This is a genomic window from Ruegeria sp. SATB045 (assembly GCF_059613525.1).
This window is the reverse complement of record NZ_JBXWSR010000024.1, coordinates 84612-100018: the sequence shown is the minus strand read 5'-3', so window position 1 is coordinate 100018 and position 15407 is coordinate 84612. Positions and strand designations below refer to the sequence as shown.

Sequence of the window (15407 nt, the reverse complement as noted above, 5' to 3'; positions counted from 1 at the left end):
GGTACGAGGGCAAAATGGCATCATTGAACGCGCGCAACCGCGATCCATTGCTGGACAGTACAACGCAAGCCGCCATTGAGCGGCGCAGCAAGGAATTGATTGGGATTGCCTTGATCCTGCTGGGGCTGGCAGCTGCTGCTATGATCTGGTCCTACACGCCGGATGATCCGAACTGGATGGTCTCGACCGATGCGCCGGTGCAGAACTGGATGGGGCGTATTGGTGCATCTATCGCGGCGCCCTTGTTCATGATCGTGGGCTGGGGCAGCTGGAGCATTGCCTTGGTTCTGATCGGCTGGGGCGTGCGATTTGCGGGACATTTTGGCGAGGATCGCGCGATTGCCCGGTTGATCTTTGCGCCGATCTGGATTGCCGTCGTCTCGGTCTATGCAGCGACCTTGGTGCCCGATGAGGCTTGGCGTTCGACCCATAGTTTCGGCCTTGGAGGGCTGTTTGGCGACACCGTCATGGGCGCGTTGCTAACCCTGTTGCCGGTCGCGTCGCATTTCGTGGTCAAGCTGATGTCGCTGGCCATGGCGCTCGGGATGCTGGCGCTGGGCATTTTCGTCTTGGGCTTTACGAAGGACGATGTGCGCAAAGGCTTCCGGGCGTTTTTGCTGGGCTTGGTGATGTCTTACGACGCGCTGATGAACCTGCTGGGCCGCAGTGCGTCGGCAACCGCGCAAGCGGCTCGTGACCGCCGCGCGCAATGGGATGAGCGCAAAGCCGCGCGTGTCGAAGCCGCCGAAGCCGTGTTCGACGATGAACTGGCTTACGCCGATCCGCCGTTCGAAGAGCCTCCGCTGACTGCGCCCGAGCCCGTGAAATCGGGCTTGCTGTCGCGTATCCCCGATCTGATCCGCCGCCCGGACCCTATGCCCGAGCCCGAATTGATCGACCGCGAGCCTCTCGCCGATTTTGAAGAGATGCCGGGCGAAGACCGCATCCGGTCCAAGATTTCCGCCGCTGTGCGCAACCGCAAGGTCGCCGCGGGTGAGATGGTACCTGAACATGACCCAAACCTGCCGCTGACCAAGGGGCGGGGACGTGGGCCCGATCCGTTGATCCTGAACTCTGGCGCGGGTGAATTGCCGCCGGAACCGCCGATGACGTCGACTGGTTTGCCACCCGAGCCGATGCTGACGGCAGAACCAACCGAATGGCATGAACCTCTGCATCAGGATTTTGCGCCCGAGCCGGACTATGATGAGGCCGTGTTCGAGGATGAGCCGATGGTTGAACCCGAGCCCGCCCCTGAGTCGCGCCCGGCGATGAAAATCCCGGTGGCTGAACCGCGCAAACCGGTTGTCGCGCAACCTGTGCGTCGCGCGCCGCAGCCTTCGCGCCGCGCGCAGGCCGAAGCGCAACCTGCGCTGTCGTTCGAGGACAAGCATTCCGATTTCGAATTGCCGCCTTTGGGCCTGCTGGCCAACCCCGCCAGCATTCAGCGCCATCACCTCAGCGATGAGGCGTTGGAGGAAAACGCCCGGATGCTGGAAAACGTGCTGGATGACTATGGCGTCAAGGGTGAGATCGTCAGTGTTCGCCCCGGTCCCGTTGTCACCATGTATGAACTGGAACCGGCACCCGGTCTGAAAGCCAGCCGTGTGATCGGTTTGGCCGACGATATCGCACGCTCGATGTCGGCGCTGTCCGCACGTGTTTCGACCCTGCCCGGGCGCTCGGTCATCGGCATCGAACTGCCCAATGAGAACCGTGAGATGGTGGTGCTGCGTGAAATCCTTGCCAGCCGTGATTTCGGCGACGGCAACCATGCGCTGCCGTTGGCCTTGGGTAAGGATATCGGCGGTGAGTCGGTCGTGGCGAACCTTGCCAAGATGCCTCACCTGCTGATCGCAGGGACCACGGGGTCCGGTAAATCGGTGGCGATCAACACGATGATCCTGTCGCTGCTCTATAAGTTGACACCCGATGAATGCCGCCTGATCATGATCGACCCCAAGATGCTGGAACTGTCGGTCTATGACGGCATTCCGCATCTACTGTCGCCCGTTGTGACTGACCCGAAAAAGGCGGTTGTCGCCCTGAAATGGGTCGTGGGCGAGATGGAGGACCGCTATCGCAAGATGTCCAAGATGGGCGTGCGCAACATCGCGGGCTACAACGGTCGTGTGAAGGATGCTCTGGCCAAAGGCGAGATGTTCAGCCGCACGGTCCAAACGGGCTTTGACGATGAAACCGGCGAACCCACCTTCGAGACCGAAGAATTCGCACCCGAGGCGATGCCCTATATCGTCGTTATCGTCGACGAGATGGCCGACCTGATGATGGTCGCGGGTAAAGAGATCGAGGCGTGTATTCAACGTCTGGCGCAGATGGCGCGGGCGTCGGGTATTCACCTGATCATGGCGACGCAGCGGCCTTCGGTCGATGTGATCACCGGCACGATCAAGGCAAACTTCCCCACCCGGATCTCGTTCCAGGTGACCTCGAAAGTCGACAGCCGCACCATTTTGGGCGAGATGGGCGCCGAGCAACTGCTGGGGCAGGGCGACATGCTCTATATGGCTGGCGGGGCCAAGATCACCCGCTGCCACGGCCCGTTCGTGTCGGACGAAGAGGTCGAAGAAATCGTCAACCACCTGAAACAGTTCGGCCCGCCCGATTACATGAGCGGTGTCGTCGATGGCCCGGCCGAGGAAAAGGCCGACAATATCGATGCAGTTCTTGGCCTGAATACCGGTGGCAACACCAATGGCGAGGATGCTTTGTACGATCAGGCGGTGGCGATTGTGATCAAGGATCGCAAATGCTCGACCTCGTATATCCAGCGGAAACTTGCCATCGGTTACAACAAAGCCGCCCGTCTGGTTGAGCAAATGGAGGACGAAGGCGTTGTTTCCGCAGCCAATCATGTCGGAAAGCGCGAAATCCTCATCCCCGAGCAATAGGATATTTAATAACAAGGGCAGAAGGCCTATCTGTGCCTTATGAAACAGATTGCTTTTGCCCTTGCTTTGACATTGACCGCACCCGCCGCGTGGGCCGCGGATAAGCTGCCATTGTCGCAGATATCAAACTATCTGAACGAGTTGAAAACCGTTCAGACCACCTTCACTCAGGTCAATGATGACGGGTCGCTCAGCACCGGTAAGCTGTGGATTGAACGGCCGGGCAAGATGCGGTTCGAATACGACCCGCCTAACAGCGCTGTTGTTCTGGCGCGGGCTGGGACGGTTCAGATTTTCGACCCAAAGTCCAATCAACCACCCGAGCAATACCCCTTGCGGCGCACACCGCTGTCATTGGTTCTGGCGAGGAACGTGAACTTGGCTCAGGCGAATATGGTGGTCGGGCACGACTTTGACGGCACGGCTACGGTTGTGACAGCGCAAGATCCCAAAAACCCGGATTCGGGCCGGATCGAACTGATGTTCACCGGCGATCCGGTAGAGCTGCGCAAATGGGTGATCCATGACAACGCAGGCAGCCAGACTACGGTCTTGCTAGGGCCGCTTGAGACGGGCGGGAACCTGGATAACAACCTCTTCTCGCGCCGGACCAGAAGCGGGTCAGGCAATCGCTGACCCGCTGACCTTTTAGTAACGGCAGCCTGACAGTTGTGCCTGATACAGTTTGGCGCGTGCATCTACATTGTTGGCGACGTTCAACAGCCAAGTTTTGCTGTAATGACTGCCGCGAGCATAGCCGGTATGGCCCTCATGATACGCCAGATACTGGTTACGCGTGTCGTGCAGTTGGATCCCATTGCGATCTAGACTTTTGGTCATGTACCAGCCGATAAAGTCGGACGCATCACGGATACGGTCCCGCTTGGCACGGCGTTTGCCGGTCTCGCGCTGGTATTCCTCCCACGTGCCGTCCAAAGCTTGGCTAAAGCCATAAGCGCTGCTTTGGCGGCCCATCGGGATGACACCCAGCACGTATTGGTGTGGAGTGCGCGCATCGTGCCGATAGCGGCTTTCCTGATAGATTGTCGCCATCTGTACGTGAACTGGGACACCCCATTTCCGCTCTGTGGTTTTGAATGCCTTGATAAAGTCGGGCCGCTCGCGCGCAATGCTGCACGCGTCATTCAGCTTGCTGGGCGGCTGTTTCGAGCCGCCACTACAGGATGCCAAAAGCAGCACCCCGAAGAGTACGATAAGAATTCTGCTCATGTGCCTCGTGCCTTTTTTCTTTATTCTAGCGCAGATTGAGCGTTTTGGAAATCACAAACGCTACAGCACAATAGCTAGAATTATGGGCATTGCGCCCACCGACAACACGGTCGAGACCATAACCATACCCGCTACTGCGTCCGCGTCGGCTTCGAACCGTTCGGCCAGCAAGTATGAGGTCACGGCCACAGGCGCACACATTTGCAGCACCAGAACCCCGAATGCGACCGAATCCAAAGCGAACGCCAGTGCGATACCCCAGCCAAGCGCGAAACAGACCGCCAGTTTCAACGCTGAAAGCCAGATAGCCTGCCCCAGTTTCCGGGTGGTCAGGCGCGCTATTGCGACGCCGACAGTGATCAGCATCATTGGAATAGCCATTTGCCCCAACAGATCCAGTGTATTGGTCAGGAACAGTGGCGTTTCCCACCCGCGCCACAGAAATAGCGCGCCTAGCAAAGTGGCCCATACCATCGGTTCGCGTGCTACTTTGCCAAACGCGCCTTTGCCAGCAACCAGATAAATCCCGTATGTAAAAGAGAAAAGTGCAGTGACGGCCAGAAAGATCACGGCAAATCCAAGCCCGGCCTGGCCAAAGGCAAAAATGCAAAGCGGTAGCCCCAAATTGCCCGTGTTTCCAAAGATGAGCGGTGCAAGGTAGGTTCTGCGATCCAGCCCGGAAAACCGCACAAATAAACCGAATGCGACAGCAAGTACCAGATGGCCAACAATGGCCGCCAGTGTGAACCGCGTCAGCTCGCCTGCGGGAATCTCAGTTTGCATAAGGGCAACAAAAATAAGGCTGGGTACTGCAAGCGTGACCGCCAAACGAGTCACGAATTCCAGTCGGTATTCGAATCCGAACCTGACCCACGCATAGCCGATTCCGGCTAAAAGAAAGACCGGAGCAACAATTTCAAACACTGTCAGTAAGAGGTTCACAGACTGTTTCCCTTAATTTCCGATCATTGATTGGCATTTCAGCGCATAAAAGAGTAGTAAGACCTTTGGGGGCTGAAGATATGCTGAAGACAAACGCCAAGTACCGTCTGGGTCAGGTGGTTCGCCACAAAAAACATCCCTTCCGAGGGGTCATTTTTGATGTGGATCCGGAATTCTCGAACACGGAAGAATGGTATCAAGCGATACCGGAAGACAGTCGTCCGCTCAGGGAACAACCGTTCTATCATTTGCTGGCCGAAAACGACCAATCCTTCTATGTTGCTTATGTTTCTGAACAAAATCTGGTTGCTGACCAGTCGGGCGAACCGGTGGAACATCCCGATATTCCCGACATGTTCGGTCCGTTCGAAAACGGTGCGTACCCTTTGCACTTTCACCTGAACTGACAACGGGGCAGCCGGCGCTTGGTCAGTAGCCAAGCGCGCAACCATCTTTTCTGGGATCGCTTGCGCCTTCAAGCACACCGTCCTCTTTGATGAGGATTGCCTGGGCGCCGCCGAGCGGGGTTTCCGGAATTTCAACTTTGTGACCCATATCGCCTAATTGTTCAGCCACCTTGCGCGGAATTCCGCGCTCGAGTTTCAGTACACCCCCATCAGCGAATGCGCGTGGCGCGTCGATGCTGGCCTGAAGGTCCAAACCGTGATCGGTGAGGTTCGACAACAGGCGCGCATGGCCGGTTGGCTGGAACGCTCCGCCCATCACGCCGAAGGGCATGGTGATCCGGTTGTCCTGCATGACCATGCCTGGAATGATGGTATGCATCGGGCGTTTGCCGCCGCCCATTTCGTTGGGGTGGCCCTGTTGCAGCGTGAATCCAGCGCCGCGGTTTTGCAGCAAAATCCCATATTTCTCGGATGCGATGCCCGAGCCAAAACTGTGGAAGATCGAATAGATCAGTGACACTGCCATTCGGTCGCGATCGACGACGGTGATATAGATCGTATCTTTGTGAATTGCTTCAGTGACCGGTGCAGCAGCGGGCATCGCGCGATTGGGGTCGATTAACGCGGCTAAGCTGTCGGCAATACCCTGATCAGTGAACTTCTGAGCCTGTGCCATATGATCGGGGTCAGCAATGAACCGGTTGCGGGCGTCATAGGCCAATTTTGAGGCTTCAGCCTCAATATGAATACGCTCGACCCCGAACGGGTCCATACCGGACAGATCAAAGTTCTTCAGAATATTAAGCAGAAGAATCGCCGTGGCCCCCTGACCGTTGGGCGGATGTTCGAACAGTTCGGTGTCATGGTACCGGCCGCTCACCGGTTTCGTCTTGGAAAAGGCGGTCGAGGCGAAGTCCGCTTCTGTATGTACGCCGCCGCGGCTTGTCAGGGCATCGATCATGTCCAGCGCGATGTCCCCGGTGTAAAACGCATCCCTGCCGTATTTGGCAATCTGCCGCAGCACCTGGGCCTGACCGGGCGCGCGAAAAACCTGCCCGATTTTGGGTGCGGCCCCGTTGAACAGATAGTGGTCTCGTGCGGCGCCTTGCAGGTTGGATGCGCCCGATATCCAGTCAAATGCCACCCGCGGCGCGACCGGAACCCCGATTTCGGCATAATGAACGGCGGGTTGAAGAATGGTTTCAAGCCCGAGTTTTCCCTCGGTATCAGCCAAATGGCAAAATGCATCCACCGCACCGGGGATTGTCACAGCTTCGGGCGTGTTCAAGGGGACAGTCTCCAAACCCTTGGCGCGCAGGTCTTGCGCTTTGGCCGAAGCAGGCGCGCGACCTGATCCGTTAAGAGCCCGAACTTTGTTTTCGCCCGCACGATTGAAAAGTGCAAAGCAATCGCCGCCGATACCGGTCATTTGCGGCTCGCAAATTCCCAACAAGACCGCTCCTGCGATCGCGGCGTCCATCGCATTGCCGCCCTGCTGCAGAATTTGCAACGCAACCTGAGCCGCCAAAGGATGTGACGTGGCACACATGCCTTCGGTCGCCAGAACCTGTGACCGGCCCGGTGTATGGAAATCGCGCATAGTGATGCTCCCGTGACTGAACGCGCCGAACGTATCGCGCGGGTTGGTGTTGTCCAGTCAAATCAAGGGGAAGTTCCTCGGCGCCGTTCACTGGGTGGGGGCTGTGACACTAGGCGCCGAGGGAAGCTATCTGAGCTACGAGTTAACTTTTGCTCTTTGTTTGCGGCGCGACAATGGTCTGATCTGGGCGTTATTGTGACATTTTCGGTCTAGCCCAAGCGTGGAAAGTCAAAGCGCAGGGACAGACGATTGCAGCCGTTCGTGTGTTCATAACGGATTTCGCTGGTCAATTCATGGATCAGAAACCAGCCAAACCCGCCTTCGGGCAGATCATCCAGCGAGGAGCCAAGCGGGGCAGGGACCCCGTCAGGTACGCGAAACCCCGGCAGTGGGTTGCCTGTGTCCGAGATCAGGATCTCAAGCCAGTTTTCGTGCAATCGGCATCTGACCTTGACCTTTGCCGGTGTAATTCCCGCATATGCGTGTTCAACGACATTATTGATCGCCTCGGCCAGCGCTATCTTGACGTCGGCGGCTTTGTGTTGCGGCAGGCCCTGAGCTTCTAGGCAGGTGCTAATTCTGGCGATGCCAGTGCTGGCTTCAGCCTCGGTCGCGGCAAAGTTCAAATCCATGCAATTTTCGTCACACATGGCCATTGCGCCCATTCAGATCCGTCAGTCCGCCGCAGCCGTCAGCGCATCGTCCAATGTCGGGTACAGCTTGAACACCGTATCCATGCGCGTTAGCCGAAACACCTTTTCGACAAATGGGTGCAGCCCGGCCAAATCCAGGCGTCTTTCGCTGCCGAGTTGCTTCATCGACGCCACGATGGCCCCAAGCCCGCTGGAATCAATGAATTCCACATCCGTCAAATCCAGAACGACCCGTGGCGCCCCGCCTTGTGCCGTGCTTCGCATGTCTTCTTTGAACTGGATGGCCATCGCGGCATCAATCCGGTCGGAATGGACCGTAATGACCTGCGTTGTGTCAGTCGTTTTGCTGGTCAGGCTCATACGCGACTATCCTTCAAACTGAAAATAAATGGTAGAAATACGCTAGACGGCAAATCTTACCATTCGGTATCCAAAGGTAGGGAAGTTGAGAGGAGCATCCGTATGAAACAGGTCGTGATCGCAGGGGCTGCACGCACTCCGATGGGTGGATTTCAGGGGATGTTCGACGGGGTCACCGCTGCCGAACTAGGTGGGGCCGCAATCCGTGCGGCGCTTGATGGTGCACAGGCCGACACAGTGGACGAGGTTTTGATGGGCTGCGTTTTGCCGGCCGGTCAGGGTCAGGCGCCGGCGCGGCAGGCGGGCTTTGCTGCCGGGCTTGGCGAGGACGTTCCCGCCACCACTCTGAACAAGATGTGCGGGTCGGGCATGAAGGCTGCGATGATTGCGTACGACCAAATCGCCTTGGGTCATTCCGACACGATGATTGCCGGCGGGATGGAGAGTATGACGAACGCACCTTATCTGCTGCCCAAGATGCGTGGCGGTGCTCGGATTGGTCATGGGCAGGTCGTAGACCACATGTTTCTGGATGGGCTCGAGGATGCCTATGACAAAGGCCGTTTGATGGGAACCTTCGCCGAGGATTGTGCCGAGGCGTATCAGTTCACGCGTGAAGAGCAGGATGAATACGCCGTGCGTTCGTTGTCCAACGCGCTGTCCGCGCAGGAAACCGGTGCTTTTGACGCCGAGATCACACCTGTCGTGACCCGCTCTCGTAAGGGAGAGATCACTCATTCGGCTGATGAACAACCGCAATCGGCGCGTCCCGAAAAAATTCCGACGCTAAAACCAGCATTTCGCAAAGACGGGACGGTAACGGCAGCCAACTCCTCCTCTATCTCGGACGGTGCTGCCGCTCTGGTTCTGGCGTCGACCGATGCTGCCGAGGCCCGCGGGCTTACCATACGCGCGCGCATTCTTGGCCATGCCAGCTTTGCTCAGGCACCGGGTTTGTTCACCACTGCTCCGGTTCCTGCGGCGCAGTCCTTGTTGGCTAAAATCGGGTGGTCCAAGGACGATGTGGATCTGTGGGAAGTCAACGAAGCCTTTGCGGTCGTGCCCATGGCCTTCATGCGCGAGATGGGCCTGCCCCGTGACATCGTCAATGTCAACGGAGGGGCCTGTGCGCTAGGGCACCCAATCGGCGCTTCGGGCGCACGGATCATGGTCACGCTTTTGAATGCGTTGGAAAAGCGGAACCTCAAACGGGGTGTGGCGGCCATCTGCATTGGTGGCGGTGAAGGGACGGCGATCGCAATCGAACGGGTTTGACGCTTTGGCGTTTTCGGCATAGGTCGCTGCACAAAGCAAATTGATCCGGACCAGTGACCATGACCGTCGACTATGCGCAGCTTGCTAAAGCCATTGCCGCTCTGACCGAGGGTGAAACGGATGAGGTCGCCCTGATGGCGACCGTCACCTGCGAGGTGCATCACAGCGATGATCGCTTTAACTGGACCGGGTTTTATCGGGTGACCGAGCCCGACCTGCTTAAGATTGGTCCCTACCAAGGTGGCCACGGTTGTCTTGTCATCCCCTTTAGCCGTGGCGTTTGTGGCGCAGCGGCCCGGACCCAAGAGGTGCAGCTTGTGGCTGACGTGGACGCATTTCCCGGCCATATCGCCTGTGCGTCCTCAACCCGGTCGGAACTGGTGCTGCCTGTCTTTGACGCGCAGGGTGAGGTGATCGCGGTGTTTGATATCGACAGCGATCTGCCCGATGCGTTTACTCAGGCAGATGCCGATGGGCTTGCCTCTATCCTCCGCGATGTGTTCGCACGCTGAGGTCGGTTAGCCCAGCAGCGGGGGCAGAAAGGTGAAGGCAGCATAGCAAGCAGCGGCCTGACCGATCAGGATTGCAAATAACCACCTCGAAAATCCCCGTTTGCGGGTCTTGTGGCGGAATATCCACCGCCCGACTATGGCTCCGGGGCTGCCACCCAGCGCAGCCAGCCATAGCAGAGGACGTTCCGGCACCCGGCGCTTGCGCCGCCGCGCGCGCAGTTTGTCCCAGCCAAAGGCCAGCAGGGTCAGGGTATTGATCGCCCACAGATACATTACTGCAATCCACATGCGTGACCGATACCGAACGTGGCCGCGTGACCCAAGTGAAAAAACGCTTGGTTTTTTCATCGATTCGCGCCATCGTGAAAAACAGGGATGAAATTTCACGACAACACGGAGCGGCAATTGAACTCTCAAGCCCCCCAAAGCGCGACCCTTGGTGCCGATATCCGCGCCCTGCGCAAAGCGCGCGGGCTGACGCTGAGCGAGATTGCTGCAAAGTTGAACCGCTCGGTCGGGTGGCTTAGCCAGGTTGAGCGGGACATGTCCGATCCGTCCATCTCGGACCTGCGGCAGATGGCCGATTGTCTGGGCGTGCCCATGTCGATGCTGTTTGCCCATTCCGCCGCCCCGGCGGATGAGCAGGGTTATGTGGTTCGCGCGGGCTCACGCCGTCCAATGGGATCGGGTGAGGAGGGGCTGATCGAAGAACTGCTGTCGCCTGATCTGACCGATGATTTTGAGATGGTGCATTCCACATTCGAGCCCCGCTCGCAGATGCAGACCCCCGCCAATCGCCCGACGCAAGAGGTCGGCTATATGATCTCAGGGCGGCTGGACCTGACGATTGGCGGGCGGCAGTTTTCGGTCGGGCCGGGGGACAGTTTCCGCATCAAACACGAACCTTATCACTGGGCGAACCCCTATGATGAGCCCGCCGTGGCCATCTGGGTCATCGCCCCGCCGGTGTATTGAATGAGCTTCGAGGCCTGGACCATATTCGCTCTGTTCTGGGTGGTGTTCGTCACCACACCGGGGCCGAATGCGGTCAATTGCATCTCAAACGGAATGAGCCTGCCCTTTGCCAAGGCGATGTTGGGCGTGCTGGCGATCCTGACTCAGGCCAGCGCCTTTCTGATCCTGTCCGCGCTGGGCGTCACGGCGCTGATCGCGGCCTCACCCACCGGGTTTTTCATCGCCAAACTGATCGGCGCGGGGTTCTTGATCTGGATGGGCATCCGCGGCTGGATCAATGCCAGCAAACCCGCGCCCGCGTCCGAGCGACCCGCGCGCCACGTCTATCTGCACGCACTGGCGGTGGCAACGATCAACCCCAAAAGCGTGGCCGGGTATCTGGCGGCGTTTTCGCAATTCGTTCAACCCGACGTGCCGGTCTGGCAACAGATGGGGGTGATCATGCCCACCGCGCTGGTCATCACAACGCTCAGCTACACGGGGTTCACCCTGCTGGGTGCGCTGATGGGCAAGGCTGCGCTGGGTGCTGTGTTCAACGTCTGGGTCCGCCGCGTGATGGCGACCTGTTTCATCATCTACGGCGTGATGCTGGGTACCAGCGCAACGCCTACAGCAAGGGGGTAAAGACATGCACACCGGTTCCTGCCTCTGCGGCAAGGTCGCCTACACCATTGACGGAGACCTCGCCGCACCCAACGCCTGCCATTGCGGCCAATGCCGCAGGCAATCGGGTCATCTGTGGGCCTCCTGCGAGACGCATGAAGACAACCTCAGCTTTACCTCCAGTGAGACGCTGGGTTGGTATCGCGCCTCGGACATCGCCAAGCGCGGCTTTTGCAGCGCCTGCGGCTCGTCCCTGTTTTGGCAGCACAATGATGAGGACACGATTGCGGTTTCAATAGGGTCTCTGGACGAGCCCACCGGGCTGAAACTCGCCCAACATATCTTCGTCGCCGACAAGGGCGACTACTACGACATTCAGGACGATCTGCCCCAGCGGGCATACTAACAGGGAAGCAAAACCATGAGTGATTTTCCAACCAAGGCCCGTGTGGTCATCATCGGCGGCGGCGTCGTCGGCTGTTCATCGCTTTATCATCTGGCCAAGAAGGGCTGGACCGACTGCGTTCTGCTGGAAAAGAATGAACTGACCGCAGGCTCGACATGGCACGCGGCGGGGAATGTGCCGACATTCTCGACTTCGTGGGCGATCATGAACATGCAGCGCTATTCGACCGAGCTGTATTCGCGCCTTGCGGACGAGGTCGATTACCCGATGAACTACCACGTTTCGGGCTCGATCCGTCTGGCGCACAGCGAGGAACGGATGCAGGAGTTCGAACGCGCCCTGTCCATGGGTCGTTATCAAGGCATCCCGATGGAGATGTGGACAGCGGAAGAGGCCAAAGAGCGCTATCCCTTCCTTGAAACCCATGATCTTGAGGGCGTTCTGTACGATCCGACCGACGGCGACATCGATCCGGCGCAGCTGACTCAGGCGCTGGCTAAAGGCGCGCGGGATATGGGGCAAAAGATCATCCGTTTCTGCCCGGCGACCGGCGTGACTCAGCATGACGATGGCACCTGGACTGTGCATACCGATAAGGGCGATATTGCCTGCGACTACGTGGTCAACGCCGCTGGGTACTATGCGCAGCGCGTGGGCGAATGGTTCAAACCCTTTGGCGGGCGTACGGTGCCTGCGATGGTCATGAGCCACCAATACCTGCTGACCGATGAAATCCCCGAGGTGGAAGCGTGGTCAAAGGAAAACGGCGGCAAGCTGCCGCTGCTGCGCGACGTGGATATCTCGTACTACCTGCGGCAGGAGAAGAACGGCTTCAACCTTGGGCCGTATGAGCCCAACTGCCAGGGCCATTGGATGACCGAAGACGATCCGATGCCCGAGGATTTCAGTTTCCAGCTTTGGAACGACGATCTGGACCGGATCGAAGACATCGTCACCGACGCGATGGAGCGGGTGCCGCTGATGGCAACTTCGGGCGTTGGACGTGTCATCAATGGCCCGATCCCTTACGCGCCGGATGGGTTGCCTCTGATCGGGCCGATGCCCGGCGTAAGCAACGCGTTTGAGGCGCACACCTTTACCTTCGGCATCGCGCAGGGCGGTGGCGCTGGCAAGGTGCTTGCCGAATGGATCGTCGATGGCGCGACCGAATGGGATATGTGGGCCGTCGATCCACGCCGCTACACCGACTACACCGATCAAGACTATTGCAACCAGAAGGGCATGGAGGTCTATGGCAACGAATACGCCATGCACTTCCCGCATCACGAATGGCCTGCGGCGCGCGACAAGAAGCTGTCTCCGGTTCATGACAAGATCAAGGAACTGGGCGGCGTTATGGGAGCCTATAACGGCTGGGAACGCGCCAATTGGTTCGCCAAGCCGGGCGACGATACCTCGCTGGATGCGACGCATACATGGGGTCGCTCTGGCCCGTGGGAGCAGCGGATCAAAGAAGAATGCGAGGCCGTGCGCGACCATTGCGGCGTGCTGGACTTGCCGGGTTTCTCGCGCTTCATGGTTAAGGGAGAAGGCGCGGCCGAGGCGCTGCGCGGGCTGGTGACGGGCGGTCTGCCCAAGGTGGGCCGGATCAATCTGGTCTATATCGCCGACGACCGGGGCCGCATCCTGACCGAGATGTCCTGCTTGCGTCTGGGCGAAGATGAGTTCGTCATGATCACCGCCGCCACCGCGCAATGGCACGACCGGGACATTCTGGTGAATGCGATGCCCTCGGGTGTCAGTGTCGAGGATGTTACCACCACACGCGACACGCTGATCGTCACCGGCCCAAAATCGCGGGACATCCTGGCGGGGCTGACCGATGCCGATCTGTCGCTGGGCTGGCTGACCCATCAGGCCGCCACTGTGGCAGGGAAACCCGCCTATCTGATCCGCGTATCCTTTGCTGGCGAACTGGGTTGGGAAGTTCACGCTCTGAACGACGACATGCCTGCGATCTATGACGCGATCCTTGAGGCTGGTGCCACGCCGTTTGGCATGTATGCGCTGAACTCGCTGCGGATCGAAAAAGGCTACCGCGCGTGGAAGGGCGACCTGTCGACCGATTACTCTCTGCTGGAAGGCGGGCTGGGGCGCTTCGTCAAACTAGACAAGCCGCAGGATTTCCCCGGCAAGGCCGCGATCCTGAACGAAAAGCAGCAGGGGGTGAAGAAGTCCTTCGTGACCCTGACGGTCGAGGCCGGTGACTGCGACGCACCCTACATGTCCTGCATCTGGCAAGGCGACCAGATCGTGGGCGAGACCACATCGGGTGCATGGGGCTATCGCGTTGGCAAGTCCATCGCACTGGGCATGATCAAGTCGGAATTGGCAAATCCGGGCACCGCGTTGGAGGTCGAGATCTACGGCCAGAAATACCCCGCTGTGGTGCAAGAGGATCAACCCCTCTGGGATCCGGCCAACGACCGGCTGCGGGCCTGACCATGGCTGTTCCGCGCGTCATGCAGGGCGTTCACCTGACCCGCCACGGCGGGCCAGAGGCGCTGGAGTGGCGCGCGGATATCCCGGTGCCACAACCCGGGCCCGGTCAGGTGCTGGTTCGGGTCGCGGCAGCTGGGGTCAACAACACCGATATCAACACACGTGTCGGCTGGTATTCCTCAGACATTACCGGCGCGACGGATGCGGTGGATCAGGAGGTCGACGCGGGCGGCTGGGGTGGCGCGTTACACTTCCCGCGCATTCAGGGCGGCGATCTGTGCGGCATCGTTGAACTTGCCGGACCCGAGACTGGGTTCCAACCCGGTCAACGAGTCACCTGCCCGATCAACCTGCCGCGCCCACGCCCCGGCAATCCGACAGGGTTCATCGCGCTCGGGTCCGAGATTGACGGGGCCTTCGCGCAATATTGTCTGGTTGAGGCGTCGGACCTGTATGACGTCTCGGCCTCACCGCTGTCGGATGCCGAGATCGCTGCCATCCCCTGTGCTTTTGGCACGGCGGAAAACCTGCTGACCCGCGCAGGCGTGACTGCAGGCCACAAGGTTTTAATCACCGGAGCTTCGGGCGGGGTCGGTCTGGCTGCTGTGCAACTTGCCCGGCTACGCGGAGCGACCGTGTGGGGTGTCACCAGCCCAGCCAAAGCCGATGTGGTCAAAGATCAAGGGGCAACGGATACGTTTGACCGTAACGCGCCCTTGCCGAAAGACATGTTCGATGTTGTGATCGACGTCGTCGGTGGCCCCGCCTGGCCCAACCTGATCCTGTCGCTGAAACCCGGCGGGCAGTATGCGGTATCTGGTGCCATCGCCGGCCCCATCGTTCAGGCCGATCTGCGCGATATCTATTTGCGCGACATCACCATCCACGGCTGCACCCATCAGGCCTTCGAGGTTTTCGGACGATTGGTCGAACTTATGAACGCAGGCCGGATCAAACCTTTGATCTCAAAAACCTATCCGCTAAGAGATATCGCCGAAGCGCAAGAGGACTTTCAGTCCAAAGCATTTGCGGGAAAACTGGTTCTCATTCCCTGAGGAAAGGTAAGGCT

Annotated in this window: 16 protein-coding genes; 10 read left to right on the top strand and 6 right to left on the bottom strand. The window is 59.0% G+C overall.

The window, feature by feature from the left end:
* Nucleotides 1-14: 14 nt before the first annotated feature.
* Both AC2FNR_RS13370 and AC2FNR_RS13365 read left to right on the top strand, forming a co-directional pair.
* Nucleotides 15-2912: a DNA translocase FtsK gene (locus AC2FNR_RS13370; protein ID WP_480866468.1), complete on the top strand. Its 2898-nt coding sequence runs from the start codon at nucleotides 15-17 to the stop codon at nucleotides 2910-2912.
* Between the two features lie 39 nt (nucleotides 2913-2951).
* Nucleotides 2952-3548, top strand: coding sequence for a LolA family protein (locus AC2FNR_RS13365; RefSeq protein WP_496849441.1), 597 nt, complete (start codon nucleotides 2952-2954; stop codon nucleotides 3546-3548).
* Nucleotides 3549-3560: 12 nt separating this feature from the next.
* On the opposite strand, the gene AC2FNR_RS13360 is transcribed toward AC2FNR_RS13365, so the two are convergent.
* Entirely contained in the window at nucleotides 3561-4142 is a 582-nt protein-coding gene (locus AC2FNR_RS13360) for a transglycosylase SLT domain-containing protein (protein WP_170355376.1), read from the bottom strand.
* A gap of 60 nt (nucleotides 4143-4202) precedes the next feature.
* Nucleotides 4203-5084 carry an AEC family transporter gene (locus AC2FNR_RS13355; RefSeq protein ID WP_480866465.1) on the bottom strand — a complete coding sequence of 294 codons (882 nt, stop codon included), beginning with the start codon at nucleotides 5082-5084 and terminating at the stop codon, nucleotides 4203-4205.
* 80 nt (nucleotides 5085-5164) lie between these two features.
* Between AC2FNR_RS13355 and hspQ the strand changes: the two genes are divergently transcribed.
* Nucleotides 5165-5491: a heat shock protein HspQ gene (gene hspQ / locus AC2FNR_RS13350; protein ID WP_170355374.1), complete on the top strand. Its 327-nt coding sequence runs from the start codon at nucleotides 5165-5167 to the stop codon at nucleotides 5489-5491.
* Nucleotides 5492-5513: 22 nt separating this feature from the next.
* Here the strand turns inward: hspQ and AC2FNR_RS13345 are convergent, their stop codons facing one another.
* The 3 genes from AC2FNR_RS13345 to AC2FNR_RS13335 all read right to left on the bottom strand — a co-directional run bounded on the left by AC2FNR_RS13345 (nucleotide 5514) and on the right by AC2FNR_RS13335 (nucleotide 8104).
* Nucleotides 5514-7091 carry a gamma-glutamyltransferase family protein gene (locus AC2FNR_RS13345; RefSeq protein ID WP_496849440.1) on the bottom strand — a complete coding sequence of 526 codons (1578 nt, stop codon included), beginning with the start codon at nucleotides 7089-7091 and terminating at the stop codon, nucleotides 5514-5516.
* Nucleotides 7092-7300: 209 nt separating this feature from the next.
* The gene (locus AC2FNR_RS13340; protein ID WP_234899500.1) at nucleotides 7301-7723 is read right to left on the bottom strand and encodes an ATP-binding protein; all 423 of its coding nucleotides are present in this window, start codon (nucleotides 7721-7723) and stop codon (nucleotides 7301-7303) included.
* 42 nt (nucleotides 7724-7765) lie between these two features.
* Nucleotides 7766-8104 carry an STAS domain-containing protein gene (locus tag AC2FNR_RS13335; protein WP_170527408.1) on the bottom strand — a complete coding sequence of 113 codons (339 nt, stop codon included), beginning with the start codon at nucleotides 8102-8104 and terminating at the stop codon, nucleotides 7766-7768.
* A gap of 102 nt (nucleotides 8105-8206) precedes the next feature.
* On the opposite strand from AC2FNR_RS13335, the gene AC2FNR_RS13330 reads away from it, so the two are divergent.
* Complete coding sequence (locus AC2FNR_RS13330; protein WP_170754548.1) at nucleotides 8207-9379, top strand: thiolase family protein; 1173 nt, start codon at nucleotides 8207-8209, stop codon at nucleotides 9377-9379.
* 59 nt (nucleotides 9380-9438) lie between these two features.
* Nucleotides 9439-9891, top strand: a complete 453-nt coding sequence (locus AC2FNR_RS13325; protein WP_170754546.1) for a GAF domain-containing protein — start codon at nucleotides 9439-9441, stop codon at nucleotides 9889-9891.
* 6 nt (nucleotides 9892-9897) lie between these two features.
* Here the strand turns inward: AC2FNR_RS13325 and AC2FNR_RS13320 are convergent, their stop codons facing one another.
* Complete coding sequence (locus AC2FNR_RS13320) at nucleotides 9898-10239, bottom strand: DUF1294 domain-containing protein (RefSeq protein WP_480866460.1); 342 nt, start codon at nucleotides 10237-10239, stop codon at nucleotides 9898-9900.
* 57 nt (nucleotides 10240-10296) lie between these two features.
* Here AC2FNR_RS13320 and AC2FNR_RS13315 point away from each other — a divergent pair, with 57 nt between their 5' ends.
* The 5 genes from AC2FNR_RS13315 to AC2FNR_RS13295 are packed head-to-tail and all read left to right on the top strand — an operon-like array spanning nucleotide 10297 to nucleotide 15393.
* Nucleotides 10297-10866, top strand: a complete 570-nt coding sequence (locus tag AC2FNR_RS13315) for a helix-turn-helix domain-containing protein (protein WP_170783659.1) — start codon at nucleotides 10297-10299, stop codon at nucleotides 10864-10866.
* A complete protein-coding gene (locus tag AC2FNR_RS13310; protein ID WP_480866458.1) occupies nucleotides 10867-11490 on the top strand; it encodes a LysE family translocator in 624 nt (207 codons plus the stop codon).
* Between the two features lie 4 nt (nucleotides 11491-11494).
* Entirely contained in the window at nucleotides 11495-11875 is a 381-nt protein-coding gene (locus AC2FNR_RS13305; protein WP_496849436.1) for a GFA family protein, read from the top strand.
* A gap of 15 nt (nucleotides 11876-11890) precedes the next feature.
* The gene (locus AC2FNR_RS13300; protein ID WP_496849434.1) at nucleotides 11891-14338 is read left to right on the top strand and encodes a GcvT family protein; all 2448 of its coding nucleotides are present in this window, start codon (nucleotides 11891-11893) and stop codon (nucleotides 14336-14338) included.
* Nucleotides 14339-14340: 2 nt separating this feature from the next.
* The gene (locus AC2FNR_RS13295; RefSeq protein WP_480866452.1) at nucleotides 14341-15393 is read left to right on the top strand and encodes an alcohol dehydrogenase family protein; all 1053 of its coding nucleotides are present in this window, start codon (nucleotides 14341-14343) and stop codon (nucleotides 15391-15393) included.
* Nucleotides 15394-15407 lie beyond the last annotated feature (14 nt).

Bases quoted from the DNA above. Each gene is read 5' to 3' on its own strand.
- AC2FNR_RS13370 (WP_480866468.1), top strand. From the start codon at position 15: ATGGCATCATTGAACGCGCGCAACCGCGATCCATTGCTGGACAGTACA.
- AC2FNR_RS13365 (WP_496849441.1), top strand. From the start codon at position 2,952: ATGAAACAGATTGCTTTTGCCCTTGCTTTGACATTGACCGCACCCGCC.
- AC2FNR_RS13360 (WP_170355376.1), bottom strand. From the start codon at position 4,142: ATGAGCAGAATTCTTATCGTACTCTTCGGGGTGCTGCTTTTGGCATCC.
- hspQ (WP_170355374.1), top strand. From the start codon at position 5,165: ATGCTGAAGACAAACGCCAAGTACCGTCTGGGTCAGGTGGTTCGCCAC.
- AC2FNR_RS13345 (WP_496849440.1), bottom strand. From the start codon at position 7,091: ATGCGCGATTTCCATACACCGGGCCGGTCACAGGTTCTGGCGACCGAA.
- AC2FNR_RS13340 (WP_234899500.1), bottom strand. From the start codon at position 7,723: ATGGATTTGAACTTTGCCGCGACCGAGGCTGAAGCCAGCACTGGCATC.
- AC2FNR_RS13335 (WP_170527408.1), bottom strand. From the start codon at position 8,104: ATGAGCCTGACCAGCAAAACGACTGACACAACGCAGGTCATTACGGTC.
- AC2FNR_RS13330 (WP_170754548.1), top strand. From the start codon at position 8,207: ATGAAACAGGTCGTGATCGCAGGGGCTGCACGCACTCCGATGGGTGGA.
- AC2FNR_RS13325 (WP_170754546.1), top strand. From the start codon at position 9,439: ATGACCGTCGACTATGCGCAGCTTGCTAAAGCCATTGCCGCTCTGACC.
- AC2FNR_RS13320 (WP_480866460.1), bottom strand. From the start codon at position 10,239: ATGAAAAAACCAAGCGTTTTTTCACTTGGGTCACGCGGCCACGTTCGG.
- AC2FNR_RS13310 (WP_480866458.1), top strand. From the start codon at position 10,867: ATGAGCTTCGAGGCCTGGACCATATTCGCTCTGTTCTGGGTGGTGTTC.
- AC2FNR_RS13305 (WP_496849436.1), top strand. From the start codon at position 11,495: ATGCACACCGGTTCCTGCCTCTGCGGCAAGGTCGCCTACACCATTGAC.
- AC2FNR_RS13300 (WP_496849434.1), top strand. From the start codon at position 11,891: ATGAGTGATTTTCCAACCAAGGCCCGTGTGGTCATCATCGGCGGCGGC.
- AC2FNR_RS13295 (WP_480866452.1), top strand. From the start codon at position 14,341: ATGGCTGTTCCGCGCGTCATGCAGGGCGTTCACCTGACCCGCCACGGC.